The following is an 18136-nucleotide window of genomic DNA, read 5'->3' as shown; positions in this document are numbered from 1 at the left end:
GCTAAACCATTTGGCCCTTAAAAAGCCATGTTTGGGCCTGCATGATTTTAATCATTTTTAAATCTCCAATACATTCCTCGCCTTTATCCCAAATAACAATTTTATTAGTACCGGTTCTTCCCATCCAGCGGGAAGCATCATTTTTACTGGGACCTTCTACCATTACTTCCACTATCTGCCCTTCTGACTTACGGTTAATGGCTAAGCTAATCTCATTTTGGATGTCCATCAGCTGCTGGAGACGAGCTTTTTTCACCGGCAGCTGAATTTGCTCGTCCATACTAGCTGCCGGAGTTCCTGAGCGGATGGAATACAAGAAGGTATAAGCGGCATCAAATTGGATCTCTTTAATAAATTCCAGCGTTTCGGCAAACAATTCGTCCGTTTCACCGGGAAAGCCGATAATTAAATCAGTTGTAATACTTGCGTCCGGGACTAAATCTCTAATTTTCTTTACTAACTCTATGTAATATTCGACCGTATAACCGCGATTCATGCGCTGCAAAATCGCGTTACTGCCAGATTGAATCGGTAAGTGAAAGTGCTTGCAAATCTTGCTGCTCTGCGCAATGGTTTGAATAACCTTATCAGACATATCTCTGGGATGAGAAGTCATATAGCGAATACGGGCAATCGATTGAATTTTATCAACAGCTTGTAAAAGATCTGCAAAATCAACATTTTCTTCGCTGTCTTTCCCGTAGGAATTAACATTCTGGCCTAGAAGGGTAATTTCTTTAAACCCTTCCTTACCAAGCTGCTCAATTTCCTGCACAATATCTTGTAATGGCCGGCTCCGCTCCCTGCCACGCACATAGGGAACGATGCAGTATGTACAGAAATTATTGCAGCCATACATGATGGGTACCCAGGCTGAGATTTGATTTTTCCGAATGGTAGGAACTTCAGGGGCAAGCCGTTCGGCCTGATCCCAGACCGCAAGTACTTTGTCCCTTGATTGCTCAACTTCCTGCAGCAGCTCGATCAGCTGATGAGTATTGTGTGTGCCCATAACAATATCAATATGGGGTGCCTTTTTAAATAATTTGTCACGGTCTTTTTGCGCCATGCACCCTGCAATACCAATAACTAGATTCGGATTTAAAGTCTTCAAGCGCTTAAGTTCGCCAATTTTTCCATATATCTTTTTTTCTGCGCTTTCCCGCACGCAGCAAGTATTAATTAAGATAACATCAGCCTGTTCCATGTTATCGGTATGTTGATAGCCGGTGCTCCGCAGTTGACCTGCCAGGCGTTCGGAATCATTCTCATTCATTTGGCACCCAAATGTATAGGTGAAAAAATATTTTTCTTTTCCCAAATCCGCTACAGTATCTGTCTTTTTATCTGTTGGCCCGGAGAAAACTTTTATATGATTCGACATTTATCAACAACTCCTAGAATTATCCTTCAAGTTATTATACCCGAAATAAGTAGGTCAAACAAGGCTAGTACCTTGTCAGGTCTAAAACGCTAGGATAATAACTACCATCGAGGCCGTTCCTGCCTAAAGACGACAAAAGAGCCCAGTTCACCGGACTCTCTCTTACTTATGAATAAATGAAATTTTCGCACTTTCACACAGCTGCTGTTAGGTTGCCGCTTGATTAATCAAGTATGCTTGGTGCAGTTCCTTCTTTAAAACTGCGGTATTTATCATAGATAATTCTCAGCGCGGTTATAATAGCTTTTTTGGCGCTTCCCTGATACACTTGATCAATTAATCTGAGCGCTTGGTCAGGACCGTTCTTTAAGGATTGTCCCACAAGCATTAATGATACATGACGGCGGGCGACATGCGTGGCTAGTGTGCAGTCTGCTTCAATGATTTCTCCGGTATCGATATCAATAACCAATATAAGTCCAATTACTTTGTACATCTCACTTGCTGTAATGCCTGTTGGTAGTTTGGCATAGCCAGAAAACAATACATGTTTAATTGGTTTCTCCATAAACCCTCCTGCTGGCTTATTCAATACTAAGCCGTTTTACTTCAATATTTACTTCTTTTACCATCATGCCTGTCATGTATTCTACCGTTTTTTTGATGCGTGCCTGAGCCTGGTGTACTACTTCCCAAATAACATTTCCATATCTTATAGTTACGTCTAAAGAAATCGAAATTCCTTTCTCACGGTCATGAGAATTTTTAATAATTATTTGCCCTGTCCGTGTAATTGCCAAATCACTAACTGCTACATAATCAACAATAGCAGAAATTGCTGCATCGGAGATTAACAGTTTCCCATAATAGCTAAATGTCGGCCTGACGATTGACTTTTCCCCTAAACGGCGTTTTTTATGATGCGACTTTTTAAAGAAGATTTCCAATGGATCAATTAAATATCCTGAAAAATGCGGCTTTAATTCAATTGTAGGGACCGGTATAATATGTTTGCCTTCTTTAAGCCGGCTTTCCCTGGCCTTGGCAATCTCAGCTTTCGTGGCAATATCTTCAATCCGTATAACCGTGCCGATATCCGGCAAATCCAAAGCAGTGGTAATCTTTTGAATCATATTAACCGAGGTTCCCAGAATTAAAATACGCTTAGGCTGTACTGACTGTATCGCTTTCCGAACTTCTTCGGCATGCCCGGCATCCATAAAAATGGCTCTTTTGACTGCCCTAATCTTACTAGGTTCTTTTTTAGCTGAATATCCGGCAATAATTTTGCTGTCCTTGATTAGCAAGCCGTCATCAATAATAGCGTCTATATTGTTTTCATGGGCAACAATAAGAGCCCGATGACTTTTGCCCGTCCCACTTGAGCCTACTAACGCAACGACATCCATGTCCAGCCTCCTCTATTAGTCGTACATAAAAATAAAACACCTTTTTACAGGTGTTGTCAAGTAGAAGAATTACCTGTTCGATTATTTGCGGTTCTTGCAAGACGCAATTTTTCCTCTAATTCAGTGATTTTCGCATTACGACACATAATAACCTTGGCATAGCGGCAGTTGTTTTTTTGTAGTCGCTCATTCTGAATTTCAAGATTATTAACTTGTTCACGCTTTTCCCGCTCTAAAGAATCAATTAGATTCATCAGCACGCGGCGGCTAATACGCAATGCCTCCACTTTATCTTCCAAATCTTCAATTCTGGCGCGAAGTACCTCAGCCAGGTTCCTATCTTCGCCCATAATCAATCCTCCTAAAGTTTCTATACAAGGATGTTATTCGTGCGTAGGCTTTTTTATGTCTGAACGTTTTTGGACAGCGTGCTGCAAATTGACCGCAAGCTGATCCGGAATGGTAAATATTCCCAGATCTTCAGGAAACCTGCCGGGAATCGCATGGAAATCAGAACCACCGGTAATGACAAGCCCGTTTGCCTCTGCCAAAGCGGCGTATTTGTTTGTTTGCGCCTCATCATGGCTGGGGTGATGAACTTCTAAACCATCGATCCCAAGTGCAATAATCTCCTGAACAATTGCATCACTGCCGACTAGGCCGGGATGAGCAAGAATCGCTAATCCACCTGCCAGGTGGATTAAATCGATTACCTCTTTCGGACTCAGCTTATAATGGGGAATATAAGCCGGGCCATTCTTTTCCAACAACCCGTTAAAAACATCCTGGACAGTTGAAAAATACCCGTTTTCTACCAACGCTTTTGCTACATGCGGTCTTCCCAGTGCCTTGGCTGTACCTGCTATTTCTTGTACTCTGGCAAGTGATATATGATAACCTAACTCTTGTAAACGTTTAACCATTTTTTCAACTCTTGTAAGCCGATCCTGAATAATAAGCTGTAATTGCGCTTGGAGAGTCAGATTGGTTACGTCAATACAATAACCTAAAACATGAACTTCATTATACGGTAAATCGGTGCTGAATTCAATGCCGGGTATGATCGTCAGCGGCAAAATATTGCTGTGGCTGACTAAAAGCAATCCATCTATGGTATCGTGATCTGTAATAGCAATAAACGTAAGACCTCGTTCAACAGCTCTTGCTATGACTTCCTGTGGAGCCAGACGTCCATCGGAAGCTGTTGTATGGATGTGTAAATCGGCAGCCATAGAAAATCACACTTTCTGCAGGGTTTCCGCCAGGTAAACAAGCGTTCTGACACCTACTCCGGTTGCACCTGCATTATGATAGCCCTTATCTTTTTGTGTAGTAACAGTGCCGGCAATATCGATATGTACCCATGGCGTATCAGCAGCAAATTGGGCAATAAACAAACCGGCTGTTATCGCCCCGGCATGACGTCCGCCGGAGTTCTTTAAATCGGCAATGGTACTTTTAATTAGTTCCATATAATCTTCGTCATTTGGCAGCTTCCACATTTTTTCACCGGTATGCTTAGCTGCGTCCAGCACTTGCTGACACCAATCATTATTGTTGGAGATCACGCCTGAAGTCGTTGTCCCCAAAGCAACAACACAGGCCCCGGTTAATGTTGCCAGATCAATTATTTTGGTTGCTCCCAGATAGCGTGCATAGGATACGCCGTCTGCCAAAACAAGCCGGCCTTCAGCATCCGTATTGATTATTTCAATCGTCTTCTTATTCATTGCCGTGATAATATCACCCGGCTTAAGTGCTTTTCCGGAAGGCATGTTTTCTGTGCAGGGAACAATGCCAATCACATTAACCGCCAGCTTTAAGCGAGCAATTGCTGCCATTGCTCCCAATACCGCAGCTCCACCGCCCATATCATCTTTCATATCTTGCATGCCTTCACCAGGCTTCAGGGAAATTCCGCCACTATCAAAAGTGATGCCCTTTCCGACGAAGGCAACCGTTTCATTGCTCGTTAAATCTCCCATATGCTTAAGCACAAGAAGTTTTGGCGGCTGTTCACTTCCCTGGGCGACTGCGAGCATTGCCTCCATATGTAAAGCCTTCATATCCTGCAATTCCAACACAGCAAGCGACATGCCGTACTGCTCGGCCAACCGAGAAGCTTCCTCGGCCATACGAGTAGGTGTCAGCACATTTGCCGGATGATTGACCAGATCACGGGCGAAATTAACACTCTGTCCAATAATTACCGATTTTTGAATTTGCTCTTCACTAATTTGCTCTGTTTCCGATTGGACAATTAGCACTTCATCAATTGCCTGCAAATTATCTTGATTTGACTTGTAGTGATTAAATTGATAAGCTCCTAATACAATTCCTTCGACAAGCGCTTGCGCGGCTGCTAGGCCCTCCTGGCTGCGATAATGACCATAATTCATGGTGGCTATTGTTGCAGGCCGGATTTGCCGGGTCGCACGCAGCGCAATTGCACTTAAGGCACGGATTCTATCCGTAGTCATTGCTTGGCGTTTCCCCATGCCAAGCAAAAGCACACTTTTCGGTACAATTTGATTTAACGTATAAATGAACGTTGTTTTTCCATACTCTGCTGGATTCGGCAGTGTTTTGCCTAGCGCAGAAATTTGTCCTCTTAATGCTTGGTCCAGCTCTTGCAGCCCCGCTGCCAAAACGGCTTCATCTTCAAACTGTCCAATTACCAGAACATCACATGGTATATTGATAAGTGCTTCTGATGTAATTGTAATCTTCAATATAACGTACCCCTTTTATTATTGTATACTTATATTATAGTATGTCATAAACACCTTTGCAAAACACAAAACCTGTTCTTTACGAACAGGTTTTTTATTCTACCTTGGTTCTACTATCAATTTAATTGCCGTTCGTTCTTCACCATCAATCATTATATCGGTAAAGGCAGGGATACAGATTAAATCAACACCGTGTGGGGCAACAAATCCTCGTGCAATTGCTACTGCTTTTACCGCCTGGTTTAGTGCTCCGGCGCCGATGGCTTGCATTTCAGCGCCTCCCCGTTCTCTCAGCACTCCAGCCAAGGCACCTGCTACAGAGTTGGGGTTAGATTTTGCTGATACTTTTAATACGTCCATGTCCTTTAGTACCCTCCTTTGAATAATCAAACAATGAGGAAATTATCGAATGATATAAAATATTCTTTATTAACTAAAAAATACCTCTATTCAAAAGAGAAAATTTCAAATATTTACAATAAAATTCAATATATTTACAAAAAAAATAAAGAGACCACGGTAAAGTCTCTTTTAATAGGCGCTAATTATTTATTAAACACCAAAACCCGTCCATCTTCTCGGATCCCGATTAAGCGATTGACAGTATGGTTACTCTTCACGTTCTGCAGCATGTTGTCAATCAGTTCTTCTTGAATAAGCAGATCTTCTTCCAGCATGGCATCGTTATTGTCTGTAACTAGTACATCACGGAATTTATCCCGGAGTAGCGTAATTAACAGAGTTATTTCCCCTTTGGATAAGGTGGCAACATCACGCGATACGACGAGCATAGTTACACGATCGTAGCTGCTTAGCTGAACGTCGGCTTTATGCTCACCGGCACCTGATAGCATAAGGTAAGCTTTTATGCTGTTTAATACCACCGTTTTTATTGCTTCAAACTCCTGGGCGGTCAAAATACTTGACAACATAAATGTAAGCTTAATAGAATTATGCAGCGGATCGAAACTTATTGTTCCAATTTCCGGGTAGCGAACTAAAATAGAAATAAGTAAATTAACGCCGTCTGATATTTGTTCATCGTCTTGTGTATATTTAGGCATAGTGTCACCGTCCATCCAATAAATAAAATAGCATGTCACACATAATTGCTGAGGATACATATTCTCTAATGTAATAGCAATTCCTGCTTTTAATTATTGGAAAAAACAAAGGACCTTGTAAATAACAAGGTCCTTTGTTTTTATTTTGCATAATCAACGGCACGTGTCTCACGAATTACCGTTACCTTTATTTGACCCGGGTATTCCAGTTCACTTTCAATCTGTTTAACAATATCACGTACTAAACGAATAGAAGCTAAATCGTCAATTTTATCTGGTTTTACCATAATTCTGATTTCTCGTCCAGCCTGAATAGCAAACGATTTTTCTACACCATCAAAGGATTCTGCAATTTCTTCCAATCGTGTTAACCGTTTTAAATAGCTTTCCAGTGTTTCTCTGCGGGCACCAGGGCGAGCAGCGGAAACAGCATCAGCAGCAGCAACAAGCACAGCTTGTATAGTTTTAGGCTCTTCGTCACCGTGATGGGCTGCAATAGCGTTGATAACCTCGGCAGATTCACGATATTTCTTCGCTAAATCGGCACCGATCGTTACATGTGGTCCCTCTACTTCATGGTCTACTGCTTTACCAAGATCGTGCAGTAAGCCCGCACGCTTAGCCAGCATATGGTCAACACCTAATTCAGCAGCCATAACACCAGCCAGGTGAGCAACCTCAATGGAATGCTTCAACACATTTTGGCCGTAACTGGTACGGTATTTAAGGCGGCCAAGTAATTTAATAACTTCAGGGTGCAATCCATGGACACCAGTTTCGAAAGTAGCCTGTTCGCCAGCTTCTTTAATCTTTTGCTCAACTTCTTTTTGGGCTTTTTCAACCATTTCTTCAATACGAGCTGGGTGAATGCGTCCATCAGTAATCAATTTCTCTAAAGCGATACGCGCCACTTCACGGCGAACGGGATCGAAGCCTGAGAGAATAACAGCTTCAGGGGTATCATCTATGATGAGATCAATTCCCGTAAGTGTCTCTAATGTACGAATATTGCGACCCTCGCGGCCAATGATGCGGCCCTTCATTTCGTCATTCGGCAGAGCTACGACAGATACAGTAGTTTCGGCTACATGGTCTGCAGCACAACGCTGAATTGCTAACGAAATGATTTCTCTCGCTTTCTTATCGGCTTCTTCCTTCGCCTGCTGTTCCAGATCCTTAATCATGATCGCTGTTTCATGTTTAATTTCTTCCTGAACATTTGCCAGGAGTAAATTACGGGCGTCTTCAGAAGTTAAACCGGAGAGCCTCTCCAGTTCAGCTAATTGCTTGGTATACAATTCATTGATTTTTTCTTGACTTTTATCTACATCAGCCTCTTTGCGGCTGAGAATCTCCTCTTTCTTTTCTAGAGAGTCGATTTTCCGGTCAAGATTCTCTTCTTTTTGTACCAAACGTCGCTCCAGGCGCTGAAGTTCATTGCGGCGCTCCTTACTTTCTCTGTCAAGTTCGGTGCGCAGTTTATGCATTTCTTCCTTGGCTTCAACTAAAGCCTCTTTTTTCTTCGATTCGGCAGAACGCCCGGCATCTTCTAAGATTTTCTTTGCTGCATCTTCAGCTGCGGCAATTTTTGCCTCAGCAATATTTTTGCGAATATAATAGCCGACTGCAGTACTCAGAATACCGACGATGACAGCAGTAATAATAATCTCTACGATATTTTCCACCTCCTTTAACTACATAATATTAGGGAAAAGCCGAGTATAAAACTCGGCTTTTAAAAGCATCATGAAATTGCTCCCTTATGCTTCAGGCTCTTAAAAGTAAACAAGCAATATATGGTTACACGACTGACTACTTTAATTGTAAATGTTTTTCAAAGTAGTGTCAAGTTAACCAGAATTGGAATTGCTTAATCCTGTCTGGTAATCTCATTAATAACCTTGACTACAGTTGAATCGGCAAATCCTCTTGCAAGCAAAAAGCGGGCCATCTTATGTTTAACCAACTCAGTCTGTCCGGCAAATTTTCGTTGTGCCAAAGCGAGTGCCCGACTATACTCGTCCTGATAATTATAATCTGCAATATCGTCTTGAATGAGGCTTAGATCCAATCCACGGCTTTTCAATTTAGCAAGGATATACTTTACGCCGTGTCTTTTGCTGCCGGCGTATGAGGCAAATAGTTGCCTGCATAAAGCTTCATCGTTTACATAGCCGCGCAGCCGAAGCTTATGTAAAGCAGCAGCTACCTCTTGCTCATTCCATCCTTTACGCTTTAATTTTTCGCGTAATTCTTTTTCACTGAGCGACCGGCCTGCAAGCATTTTTACAGCATCCTGCAGAGCTGTAGAACTATTCGGTATCATCTTCTTCAGCAGAGACTGTCACGCTCATATCACCAGTCGACAGGGATTGACGAATTTTGCTTTCGATTTCATTTGCCGTCTGCGGATTGTCTTTCAGATATTCTTTAGCATTCTCCTTGCCCTGCCCTAAACGGGTACCCGCATAAGAATACCAGGTACCGCTTTTAGCGATAATCTCCATATTAGCACCAATATCAATAAGACTTCCTTCACGGGAGATACCGACACCGTACATAATATCAAATTCGGCCTGCTTAAAGGGCGGTGCAACTTTATTTTTAACTACTTTTATTTTAGTGCGATTCCCTATGACATCATTACCGGCTTTAATTGCCTCACCCTTACGAACTTCCAGACGAATGCTGGCATAAAATTTCAACGCCCGTCCGCCAGTGGTGGTTTCCGGGTTGCCGAACATAATGCCGACTTTCTCGCGTATTTGATTAATAAAGATCGTGGTCGTTCTGGATTTGCTAATGATACCGGTGAGTTTTCTTAATGCCTGGGACATTAGACGGGCATGAAGCCCCACATGAGAATCGCCCATTTCTCCTTCTATTTCTGCCCGGGGAACAAGTGCAGCAACAGAGTCGATAACGATAATGTCAATCGCTCCGCTGCGAACCAGTGCTTCAGCAATTTCTAGAGCCTGTTCGCCATTATCGGGCTGAGAAATGAGCAAGTTATCAATATCGACGCCCAGCTTCTTGGCATAAACAGGGTCGAGTGCGTGTTCGGCATCGATAAAAGCAGCAATTCCGCCCAATTTTTGCGCTTCAGCTATTACATGGAGAGCAACTGTTGTTTTACCTGAAGACTCAGGTCCGTAAATTTCAATAACCCGGCCGCGCGGTACGCCGCCAACTCCTAAGGCTATATCTAAAGCCAGTGCACCTGAAGGAATTATCTCTATATTCATTTTAGCCGCAGCTTCGCCGAGTTTCATAATGGAGCCCTTACCATGATCTTTCTCAATTTGGCGAAGTGCGTTTTCCAGAGCCTTTTGCTTGTCCATTCTTGTCCTCCCCAAGTTATTACTAAGACAATTGTACAAACGTTTGTTCGCAGTGTCAATTTATTTTAATTTATAAGGAATCGCCTGTACATTATCGGAATAAAAATGTAATGAATCAATGAAAGGCGGAGGTGTATCGGATGAAAGAAAAGATTCATCCACCCTACTATCAAACAACCGTTACATGTGCATGCGGTAACTCATTCGAAACCGGGTCAACCAAAAAGATTGTAAAAGTTGATGTTTGTTCAAAATGCCATCCCTTTTTTACCGGCGTGCAAAAAATTGTCGACACCACAGGACGTCTGGAGAGATTCACTAAGAAATACGGCTTGGATAAGCTGTGATGAATTTAACGGCCACGGGCAGGCTCAACATTTACTCGATAGCCCTTTATTGAGTTTTTATGCATTACTGATAAAACCCGCTCAGCAACATCTTCCGCGATATCGACAAAAGTAAACTTTTCATAAATATTAATGACACCAATCATATTGCCCGATATATCTGCTTCTTCGGCAATCGCTCGCACCATATCCTCGGGACGTATCTTTTGTGCTTTGCCAATATTAAAGAAAAGTCGGACCATTCCCGGCTTGCCGCCTGTATTGCTGAATGCAGGCGCTTTTTCTTCTTTGTCCTTAAAACCTTCCTGCCATAGCTTTAAAGCTGCCGCTGCAAGATCCATTGGATCATAATTCACAGCTAAATCAGCAACAATGGAATGATAATCAGCAAAATTTTCTTGTTCGGCCGTTAGCATCAGCTGACTTTTAATAAGATCGCGCTGCCGCTCGAGTACATCTGCGGAAGACGGCAGTTGTCGTCTCATGATACGCGCTTTCACCAGTTGTTCGATTAACCGCAGCTGGCGGTACTCACGGGGCTCGATAAAGGTGATGGCAACACCTTTTTTGCCCGCTCTCCCCGTGCGGCCAATTCTGTGGACATAAGATTCAGGGTCCTGTGGTATATCATAGTTAATTACATGCGTAATATGCTCAATATCAATACCTCTGGCAGCTACGTCTGTTGCAATCAGAATTTCAAGCTTTGCATCGCGGAACTTACGCATTACGCGGTCGCGCTGTGCCTGACTTAAATCGCCGTGCAATCCGTCTGCCAGGTAACCCCGTGCCTGAAGAGAAGCAACTAGGTCATCGACCCCTTTTTTGGTACGGCAAAAGATAATAATACGCTCCGCATCTTCTACGTCAAGCACACGGCACAAGCCCTCCAATTTGTCCCGCGTTTCGTAATAATACTGATCAATCAATGGAACGGTAAGCTGTTCCTTGCTGATCGTTACTGTAACCGGCTGCCGCATATAACGCTCTGCCAGCCTTCTAATTGGTGTCGGCATAGTGGCAGAAAACAATAATGTCTGCCGGTTTTCACTGGGAATGTGCCTCAGAATATTTTCAATATCTTCAACAAATCCCATATCCAGCATTTCATCTGCTTCATCTAAAATCAGCATTTTAACAGAATTTAGTTTAATGGTGCCTCTGTTAATATGATCGAGAAGACGTCCTGGAGTGCCGACAACGACTTGAACGCCAAATTGTAATGCTCGTATTTGCCGATCAATTGCCTGTCCACCATATATGGGAAGCACTTTCATTTTTTTAAACTTACCTATTTTAGCCAGTTCTTCCGATACTTGAATAGCAAGTTCCCGTGTTGGGGTAAGAACTAACGCTTGTACAAACCGTTGATCGGTTGCCCTTTCTACAATAGGTATGCCAAAGGCAGCAGTCTTGCCAGTACCGGTTTGAGCCTGGCCAATAACATCATGCCCTTCCATAACCAACGGAATCGTTTGACTTTGGACCGGAGACGGTTCCTCAAAACCCATGGCAGCGATTGCTGCCATAGTTTTTTTACTTAATTCAATAGAGCCAAAAAGACCTGATTCTTTCAACAACATTTCCTCCTTATATTTCAAGCGCATATCTTCGCAGTTCAAATAAAGCTGCCTGTGATGTGCGTTGTTTTATTTCTTTGCGTTCCCCTGAAAACTGAAATTGGAAGCAGCGACTGCCTTTCGGCCCATCTATAGCAATATAAACCAGGCCCACAGGTTTACCGGGAACTGCCCCGCCCGGACCGGCTATACCCGTTATACCGATGCCAATTGAGGCACCAAATTTATTCCGGATATTTGCAGCCATACTGACAGCGGTAGGCTCGCTCACCGCACCGTGAGCTTCTAATAGGGTATCCGGCACACCGACAAAATCGCTTTTTATCGCATTGCTGTAGCAAACTATTCCTCCAATTACGTAATCAGAGCTCCCTGCTATGTCAGTCAAGCGGCTGCTAACCAAACCACCCGTACAGGATTCAGCTAGAGACACAGTCAAGCCTTTCTCTCTTAGCAACCGGCCAATTACCATTTCAAGTGAATCAGAATCCCCGCCAAACACCAAATCCCCTAACCGTTCCAGTATGATCGGTTCAATCTGTTGAATTGCCATTTGTGCTTCACTGGCATTCTCTCCTCTGGCAGTAAGGCGAATATGAATTTCGCAGTCCTTTACTAGCAGAGCAATTGTGGGATTGCTTTGGGCTTCAATTAAATCCTTCAGTACAACTTCCAAACTGGATTCACCGATCCCATACACCCGCAAAACTCTGGACGCAATAACCCCCTGCGCCAAATACCGGCGATTTAAATAGGGAACTACCTCTTGACTGAACATGGCCTTCAATTCATTAGGCGGGCCAGGTAAATGAATAATACTCTTGCCTGCCTCCTCGATGATAACGCCAGGAGCTGTGCCGCAGTTATTCGCCAATATAATAGCATCCCTAGGAGCAAGGGCCTGTCGCAAATTGCTTTCAGGCATATCAAGGCCGCGGCTGCTAAAATACGTTTGTATACTGGCAGCGCTTTGTTGGTGCAGGCAAAGATCCCGGTTCAGTAATTTTGCCGATACCTCTTTGGTTATATCCCCTAGAGTCGGCCCTAGTCCGCCGGAAGTGACCACGATATCCGCTCTTTGTAAGGCAGCAGTAAAAACCTGGGCCATCCGTTCCCGATTATCGCCAACTGTGGAATGATACATGACGTTAAATCCCAAGGCATTTAATTGCTCGGAAAGCCACGCGGAATTTGTATTGATAATTTGGCCTAATAATAATTCCGTACCTGTGCTGACAATTTCTACAATCATTGTCGTGCCTCCTTATTATTAGCATTCGAGTAGGTTAAAAAAAATCCTTTTTCCTTTGCAATCAGCCACGATGCCAACGCAAAAAACAAAATAGTAGGAAATCCTACTATTTTGTTTTTAAAAATGTATTATAGTTTTTCTGCTACTAAATCATAGGTAAAACCTTGCATAATCTTTACTTTTACAATTGTTCCGATTTTTATCTCTGCTGCATTTTCAATGAAGATTTGACCATCAACGTCAGGTGCTTCCCGATAGGAGCGTCCAAAGACAATATCGCTCTGTTCAAGATTTACTCCTTCTACCAGCACCTCAACTTCCTGACCTTCCATGGCACGGTTAATGTCTTCAGAAATCTGGCATTGGAGAGCCATTAAGTCATGATAACGTTCTTCTTTAATTTCTGGATCAATTTGGTTTTCCATTACCCCAGCAACGGTATCCTCTTCCTGGGAATAGGTAAAAATACCGATATGCTCAAACTGTTGTTCAGAAATAAATTGACGCAAGGTATCATAGTGCTCCTGTGTTTCGCCTGGGAAACCAACAATAAAGGTTGTCCGGATTGCGACGCCGGGAATCCTGCTGCGGATTTTCGCAAGCAATGTACAGATTTCCGCTTTAGAATCGGGTCTGTTCATGTTTGCCAAAATATCATCATGAATATGCTGTAACGGCAAATCGATATAATTACAGATTTTCGGTTCCTGAGCGATTAAATCAATGAGTTCATCAGAAAAATATTTTGGATAGCAATACAATAAACGGAACCAATGATCGCCTTCTATCTTTACGAGTTCTTTCAACAGAGCTGTAAGTTGAGGCGCACCGAACAAATCACGCCCATAACTGGTTGTATCCTGAGCAATTAAATTAATTTCCTTAACACCTTCAGCGACTAACTGGCGTACCTCGGAAACAATTGATTCCATTTTTCTGCTGCGAAAGCTTCCTCTTACCCTGGGGATAATACAGTATGAACAGCAGTTACTGCAGCCTTCCGCTACTTTTACATATGCACTATAGCGGGGGGTGGTTTTTATGCGAGGCATAGTTTCATCATATAGTGTATCGGCTTGTCCGACTAGCATAATTCGTTCGCCGGCTAAAACAGAGTCAACCGCTTCCGTGATGCGATGCCAGGCACCGGTACCGATAATGGCATCTACTTCCGGCAGCTCATCCAGCAATTCTTGCTGATAGCGTTGACTGAGACAGCCGGCAACGATTAAACCGCGGCATTTTCCAGTAGTTTTATATTCGGCAAGTTGTAAAATGGTAGCAATTGATTCGTCCTTAGCGGATTCAATAAAACTACAGGTATTAACAATGAGTATATCGGCATTGGCCGGATCATCGGTCAATTCAATCTTTCTTTCAACCAGCATACCTAACATAATTTCTGTATCGACAAGGTTTTTGGCACAGCCAAGGCTGACAAACCCGGCTTTTAACATAATACTCTCCCCCAAATCATTTACCTAACCGCACGGTTTGCACCCAATTATCCAAAAATTTGTGCTGTTGTTCAGTAGTAAATTCAAATTCCTTTTCAAAAAGCTTTACAGCTTTTTGTTTATAATCTTTATATTTTTTTAACTCCGGATTGGTTGGTATGAAATAAAAGCGATTTTTATCCAAGGTTTGATAAGCTTCCGCTTGTAAAAGCCAGTCAATAAATTGTTTGGCTTCCAGCTGATGAGAAGCATTTTTTACCAAAGCAGCTCCTGTTAGTACATATGCAGTTCCTTCGCCCGGATAAACAATCTGCAGCGGAAACCCTTCCTGCATATAACGCAGGGCTTCACTTTGAACTGCTATTGCAACATCACATTCACCCATTCCTGCCATGCGGATCGGAGTCGCGAGAAATTTAGCATATTGAATCATCTGAGGATGCAATTTTTTAAAAAACTGCAGAGTTTGCTCTTCGCCATAAATACTAATAAAAGTATATAATAGATTAGCTGCAGCATCTGCCGCAAGAAAATCTGTCATAGCTAAGCGCACTTTGGTATCACTTGATAAATTCGTCCAGTTTTCAGGTAGTTGCTCCGTTTTTTTTAAGTAGTCCTGATTGACAGCAAAAATGATTGGATCAAGCCAAAGCCCGGTCCAAACATCCTGTTCATCTTTAAAACGGTAGGCAACAATGTCAGTCTGTTCTGATGCATATGGCTCCAGCAGATTAAACTTGCCAACCTGCTGCAAAACAGGTTTAGCCGTCACAACTGCATCAGCTCGCGGATTGTTTACTTCATTTTTCAGCCGGTTAATAAGCTCTTGCTCGCTTAAAGGGACTAAATTTACTTGGATGGCCGAGCTTTTCTCGAACTGCTGCGCTAACAGTGCAGCTTGTTCAACAGGCAGACTGGTGTAAACCGTCAGGCTGTTAACATTCTCTTTTTTTGTACGTCCTGCAAATCCTTCTAAGTATGTGGTTCCTACCAACACAATTACCAATAAAAAAACAGTCATTAATAATATAGGCAGATACCGACGCATAAGGCACTCTCTCCTTACACTAACGTATATTTGTACAAGCACTAAATTATATTATATCTGATTGTAACTTGCTAATCAATATAATTAATTCGTATTGCCGGCGGGAAAAGGTGCGGAACACTGGTTAACTTCGATAAATTCTCAGCTTAAGTTATTCCCAATTTTTTATAAATTATGTACAATATAATAAGTGCATAAGAAAGGAGCTGCTATACATGAGTGATCGTCCGCGATGGATGACCATCTTCCATCCTGATTTAACTTGGCCATTGTTTGTGATTGTAGGTTATTTATTTTTAGTTGCCATCGGCAACTTGTTAGCTGCATATAATAACCTCGTATCACAATCCAATCTCGTAATGACATTCGGCAATCTGATATCCATGCTGTTATATGCCTTGCCAGCCTATGGACTAATAAAATTAAAACCCTGGGCGCGATTTTTAGAATTAGCTCTCTCTATTCTGTCTGTTATTTTAGGTATCGTTCTCATGCTGCAGGGAATGCTGGGAATGGGTGTGCTTGTCGTTGTCCCGCACGGTCTCATTGCGATTTACCTGTTGTCAGATACATGTAGAAAATTGTTTGCCATAAAGCCTGATATTCAATAAACCACAAAAAAGCAAGCTAGCGGCGGCTAGCTTGCTTTTTTGTTGATTGCTTCTGTGCAGCAGATGGCTTGCCTGGTTTTTTATGTGTCAGCGCTCTTGGCTGAGCAACATTTCGCTTTGGTCGAATGAGACATTTCGGACCAAAGCCAATCAAATCTCCCCGGTGAGCTTTGCTTAATGCTTCAAAAACAAGTTCGTAATTCTTCGGATTGCGGAACTGCATCAAAGCCCGCTGCAGTTTTTTTTCATGAGGATCTTTAGCAACATAGACTTTCTCACCGGTCAATGGATTCAACCCGGTATGATACATGACCGTAGATAAGCTTCCTGGAGTAGGGATGAAGTCCTGGACTTGCTCGGGCTGGTAGCCGATATCGCGTAGAAATTCAGCCAATTCGACAGCCTCTTTTAAACTTGAACCCGGATGACTGGACATGAAGTATGGCACTAAATACTGTTCCTTACCGAGAGCAGCATTCGTTCGCTTATAGGCATTCATAAATTTTACATAAGTTTCCTTACCCGACTTGCCCATCAAACGTGTTACTTTAGCTGCAATATGCTCCGGCGCAACCTTTAATTGCCCGCTTACATGATGTTCGCAGAGCTCCGTCAAAAACTCATTATCTTTGGCAGCCAGCAGATAATCGTATCGTAATCCTGATCTGATGAAGACTTTCTTTACTCCCGGGAGAGCCCTCAGGGTTCGCAGTAATTGCAAATAGTCGCTATGATCGGTAGCGAGATTCTTACAAGGGCTCGGGGCTAAACAGTGCCGTCCCTTACAAGCTCCCCGAACTTCCTGGTGACTGCAAGCCGGCATGCGAAAATTGGCTGTTGGTCCACCGACATCATGAATATAGCCTTTAAAGTCAGGCATTTTTGTAATTAATATTGCTTCGTCAATAATGGACTGTTGGCTTCGGCTTTGAATAATACGGCCCTGATGAGATACAATTGCACAAAAACTGCATCCGCCAAAGCAGCCACGATGACTAACTAAACTGAATTTCACTTCCTGAATGGCGGGTACACCGCCATCTTTTTCGTAATTGGGATGAAAAGTACGTATATATGGCAAGTCGTAGATTTCATCCATTTCTTCAGTAGATAGCGGCAATGCCGGGGGATTCTGTACAATAACAGTCTCACCGTGGCGCTGTATTACCGTTTTTCCCCGAATTGGATCCTGCTCTTCATATTGTATTTTGAAAGCTTTTGCAAAGGCCTGCTTGTCTAAATTTACGGCTTCATGAGCAGGAGTTTCAATATAATCCCATAAATGCTCTACATCATCTGCCGGATAACAAGTGCCGCGTACGTCACGAATATGCGCTACGGCGATTCCCTGGGAAAGCTGTTCAGCAACCTCTTTTATTTGCTTTTCTCCCATGCCGTAAATTAATAGGTCGGCTCGCGAATCAATCAGGATCGAGCGCCGAACACTATCTGACCAATAGTCATAATGCGAAAACCGTCTTAAGCTGGCTTCAATGCCACCAATAATCAGCGGTATTTTCTTCCAGACCTCCCGCACCCGATTGCAATACACAATCGTGGCCCGATCGGGTCGCCGCCCAGCCTGTCCGCCCGGTGAGTAATTATCGGTACTGCGATATTTTTTAGCGGCCGTGAATTTATTCAGCATAGAGTCCAGATTTCCTGCAGTAACCAAGACAGCCAGACGCGGCTTACCAAGCCGCTTAAAGTCAGCGGTAGAACGCCAGTCGGGCTGAGCAATAATGCCAACTTTATAACCTTGCTTCTCTAGCAAACGCCCGATAATGGCCGGTCCGAAACTGGGATGATCTACATAGGCATCACCACTGATTAATAAGAAATCAAGTTGCTCCCAACCGCGATCCTGCATGTCTTGTTTACTTGTCACCAAAAATTGTTTTAACATATCAT

At 43.0% G+C, this 18136-nt stretch carries 18 protein-coding genes; 2 read left to right on the top strand and 16 right to left on the bottom strand.

The features are described 5' to 3' along the window. Position 1 precedes the first annotated feature (1 nt). The 11 genes from miaB to recA form a co-directional block, all read right to left on the bottom strand. The gene (gene miaB / locus EV210_RS15460) at positions 2-1384 is read right to left on the bottom strand and encodes a tRNA (N6-isopentenyl adenosine(37)-C2)-methylthiotransferase MiaB (protein ID WP_132082250.1); all 1383 of its coding nucleotides are present in this window, start codon (positions 1382-1384) and stop codon (positions 2-4) included. A gap of 223 nt (positions 1385-1607) precedes the next feature. Beyond that, positions 1608-1952 (bottom strand): DUF3870 domain-containing protein, encoded by a 345-nt coding sequence (locus EV210_RS15455; protein WP_132082249.1) that lies wholly within the window; start codon positions 1950-1952, stop codon positions 1608-1610. Between the two features lie 16 nt (positions 1953-1968). Further along, entirely contained in the window at positions 1969-2793 is an 825-nt protein-coding gene (locus EV210_RS15450) for an Asp23/Gls24 family envelope stress response protein (RefSeq protein ID WP_132082248.1), read from the bottom strand. A gap of 56 nt (positions 2794-2849) precedes the next feature. Next, positions 2850-3143: a translation initiation factor 2 gene (locus tag EV210_RS15445; protein ID WP_132082247.1), complete on the bottom strand. Its 294-nt coding sequence runs from the start codon at positions 3141-3143 to the stop codon at positions 2850-2852. A 33-nt stretch (positions 3144-3176) separates the two neighbouring features. After that, positions 3177-4025 (bottom strand): PHP domain-containing protein, encoded by an 849-nt coding sequence (locus EV210_RS15440; protein ID WP_132082246.1) that lies wholly within the window; start codon positions 4023-4025, stop codon positions 3177-3179. A 6-nt stretch (positions 4026-4031) separates the two neighbouring features. Continuing rightward, positions 4032-5525 (bottom strand): leucyl aminopeptidase, encoded by a 1494-nt coding sequence (locus EV210_RS15435; RefSeq protein ID WP_132082245.1) that lies wholly within the window; start codon positions 5523-5525, stop codon positions 4032-4034. A gap of 99 nt (positions 5526-5624) precedes the next feature. Beyond that, entirely contained in the window at positions 5625-5885 is a 261-nt protein-coding gene (locus EV210_RS15430; protein WP_132082244.1) for a stage V sporulation protein S, read from the bottom strand. A 185-nt stretch (positions 5886-6070) separates the two neighbouring features. Next, positions 6071-6589 (bottom strand): hypothetical protein, encoded by a 519-nt coding sequence (locus EV210_RS15425; RefSeq protein ID WP_132082243.1) that lies wholly within the window; start codon positions 6587-6589, stop codon positions 6071-6073. A gap of 140 nt (positions 6590-6729) precedes the next feature. Continuing rightward, a complete protein-coding gene (gene rny, locus EV210_RS15420; protein ID WP_132082242.1) occupies positions 6730-8274 on the bottom strand; it encodes a ribonuclease Y in 1545 nt (514 codons plus the stop codon). 185 nt (positions 8275-8459) lie between these two features. Beyond that, entirely contained in the window at positions 8460-8915 is a 456-nt protein-coding gene (locus tag EV210_RS15415) for a regulatory protein RecX (RefSeq protein WP_132082241.1), read from the bottom strand. Then, positions 8902-9930, bottom strand: a complete 1029-nt coding sequence (recA, locus tag EV210_RS15410; protein WP_132082240.1) for a recombinase RecA — start codon at positions 9928-9930, stop codon at positions 8902-8904. The genes EV210_RS15415 and recA overlap by 14 nt, the downstream gene beginning before the upstream one ends. 140 nt (positions 9931-10070) lie before the next feature. Between recA and rpmE the strand changes: the two genes are divergently transcribed. Beyond that, positions 10071-10277 (top strand): 50S ribosomal protein L31, encoded by a 207-nt coding sequence (gene rpmE, locus EV210_RS15405; RefSeq protein ID WP_132082239.1) that lies wholly within the window; start codon positions 10071-10073, stop codon positions 10275-10277. A 5-nt stretch (positions 10278-10282) separates the two neighbouring features. Here the strand turns inward: rpmE and EV210_RS15400 are convergent, their stop codons facing one another. The 4 genes from EV210_RS15400 to EV210_RS15385 form a co-directional block, all read right to left on the bottom strand. Then, positions 10283-11860 carry a DEAD/DEAH box helicase gene (locus EV210_RS15400; protein ID WP_243650579.1) on the bottom strand — a complete coding sequence of 526 codons (1578 nt, stop codon included), beginning with the start codon at positions 11858-11860 and terminating at the stop codon, positions 10283-10285. 7 nt (positions 11861-11867) lie between these two features. Then, entirely contained in the window at positions 11868-13109 is a 1242-nt protein-coding gene (locus tag EV210_RS15395; protein ID WP_132082237.1) for a competence/damage-inducible protein A, read from the bottom strand. Between the two features lie 128 nt (positions 13110-13237). Then, entirely contained in the window at positions 13238-14566 is a 1329-nt protein-coding gene (gene rimO / locus EV210_RS15390; protein WP_132082236.1) for a 30S ribosomal protein S12 methylthiotransferase RimO, read from the bottom strand. 16 nt (positions 14567-14582) lie between these two features. After that, on the bottom strand, positions 14583-15614 hold the full coding sequence (locus tag EV210_RS15385) for an extracellular solute-binding protein (RefSeq protein WP_132082235.1): 1032 nt from the start codon (positions 15612-15614) through the stop codon (positions 14583-14585). 215 nt (positions 15615-15829) lie between these two features. Here EV210_RS15385 and EV210_RS15380 point away from each other — a divergent pair, with 215 nt between their 5' ends. Beyond that, positions 15830-16225: a hypothetical protein gene (locus EV210_RS15380; RefSeq protein ID WP_132082234.1), complete on the top strand. Its 396-nt coding sequence runs from the start codon at positions 15830-15832 to the stop codon at positions 16223-16225. 16 nt (positions 16226-16241) lie between these two features. On the opposite strand, the gene EV210_RS15375 is transcribed toward EV210_RS15380, so the two are convergent. After that, positions 16242-18131: a YgiQ family radical SAM protein gene (locus EV210_RS15375; protein WP_132082233.1), complete on the bottom strand. Its 1890-nt coding sequence runs from the start codon at positions 18129-18131 to the stop codon at positions 16242-16244. Positions 18132-18136: the final 5 nt, after the last annotated feature.

The organism is Anaerospora hongkongensis (genome assembly GCF_004339805.1).
GTDB lineage: Bacteria > Bacillota > Negativicutes > Sporomusales > DSM-15969 > Anaerospora > Anaerospora hongkongensis.
This window is presented reverse-complemented; position numbering and strand designations above follow the sequence as displayed.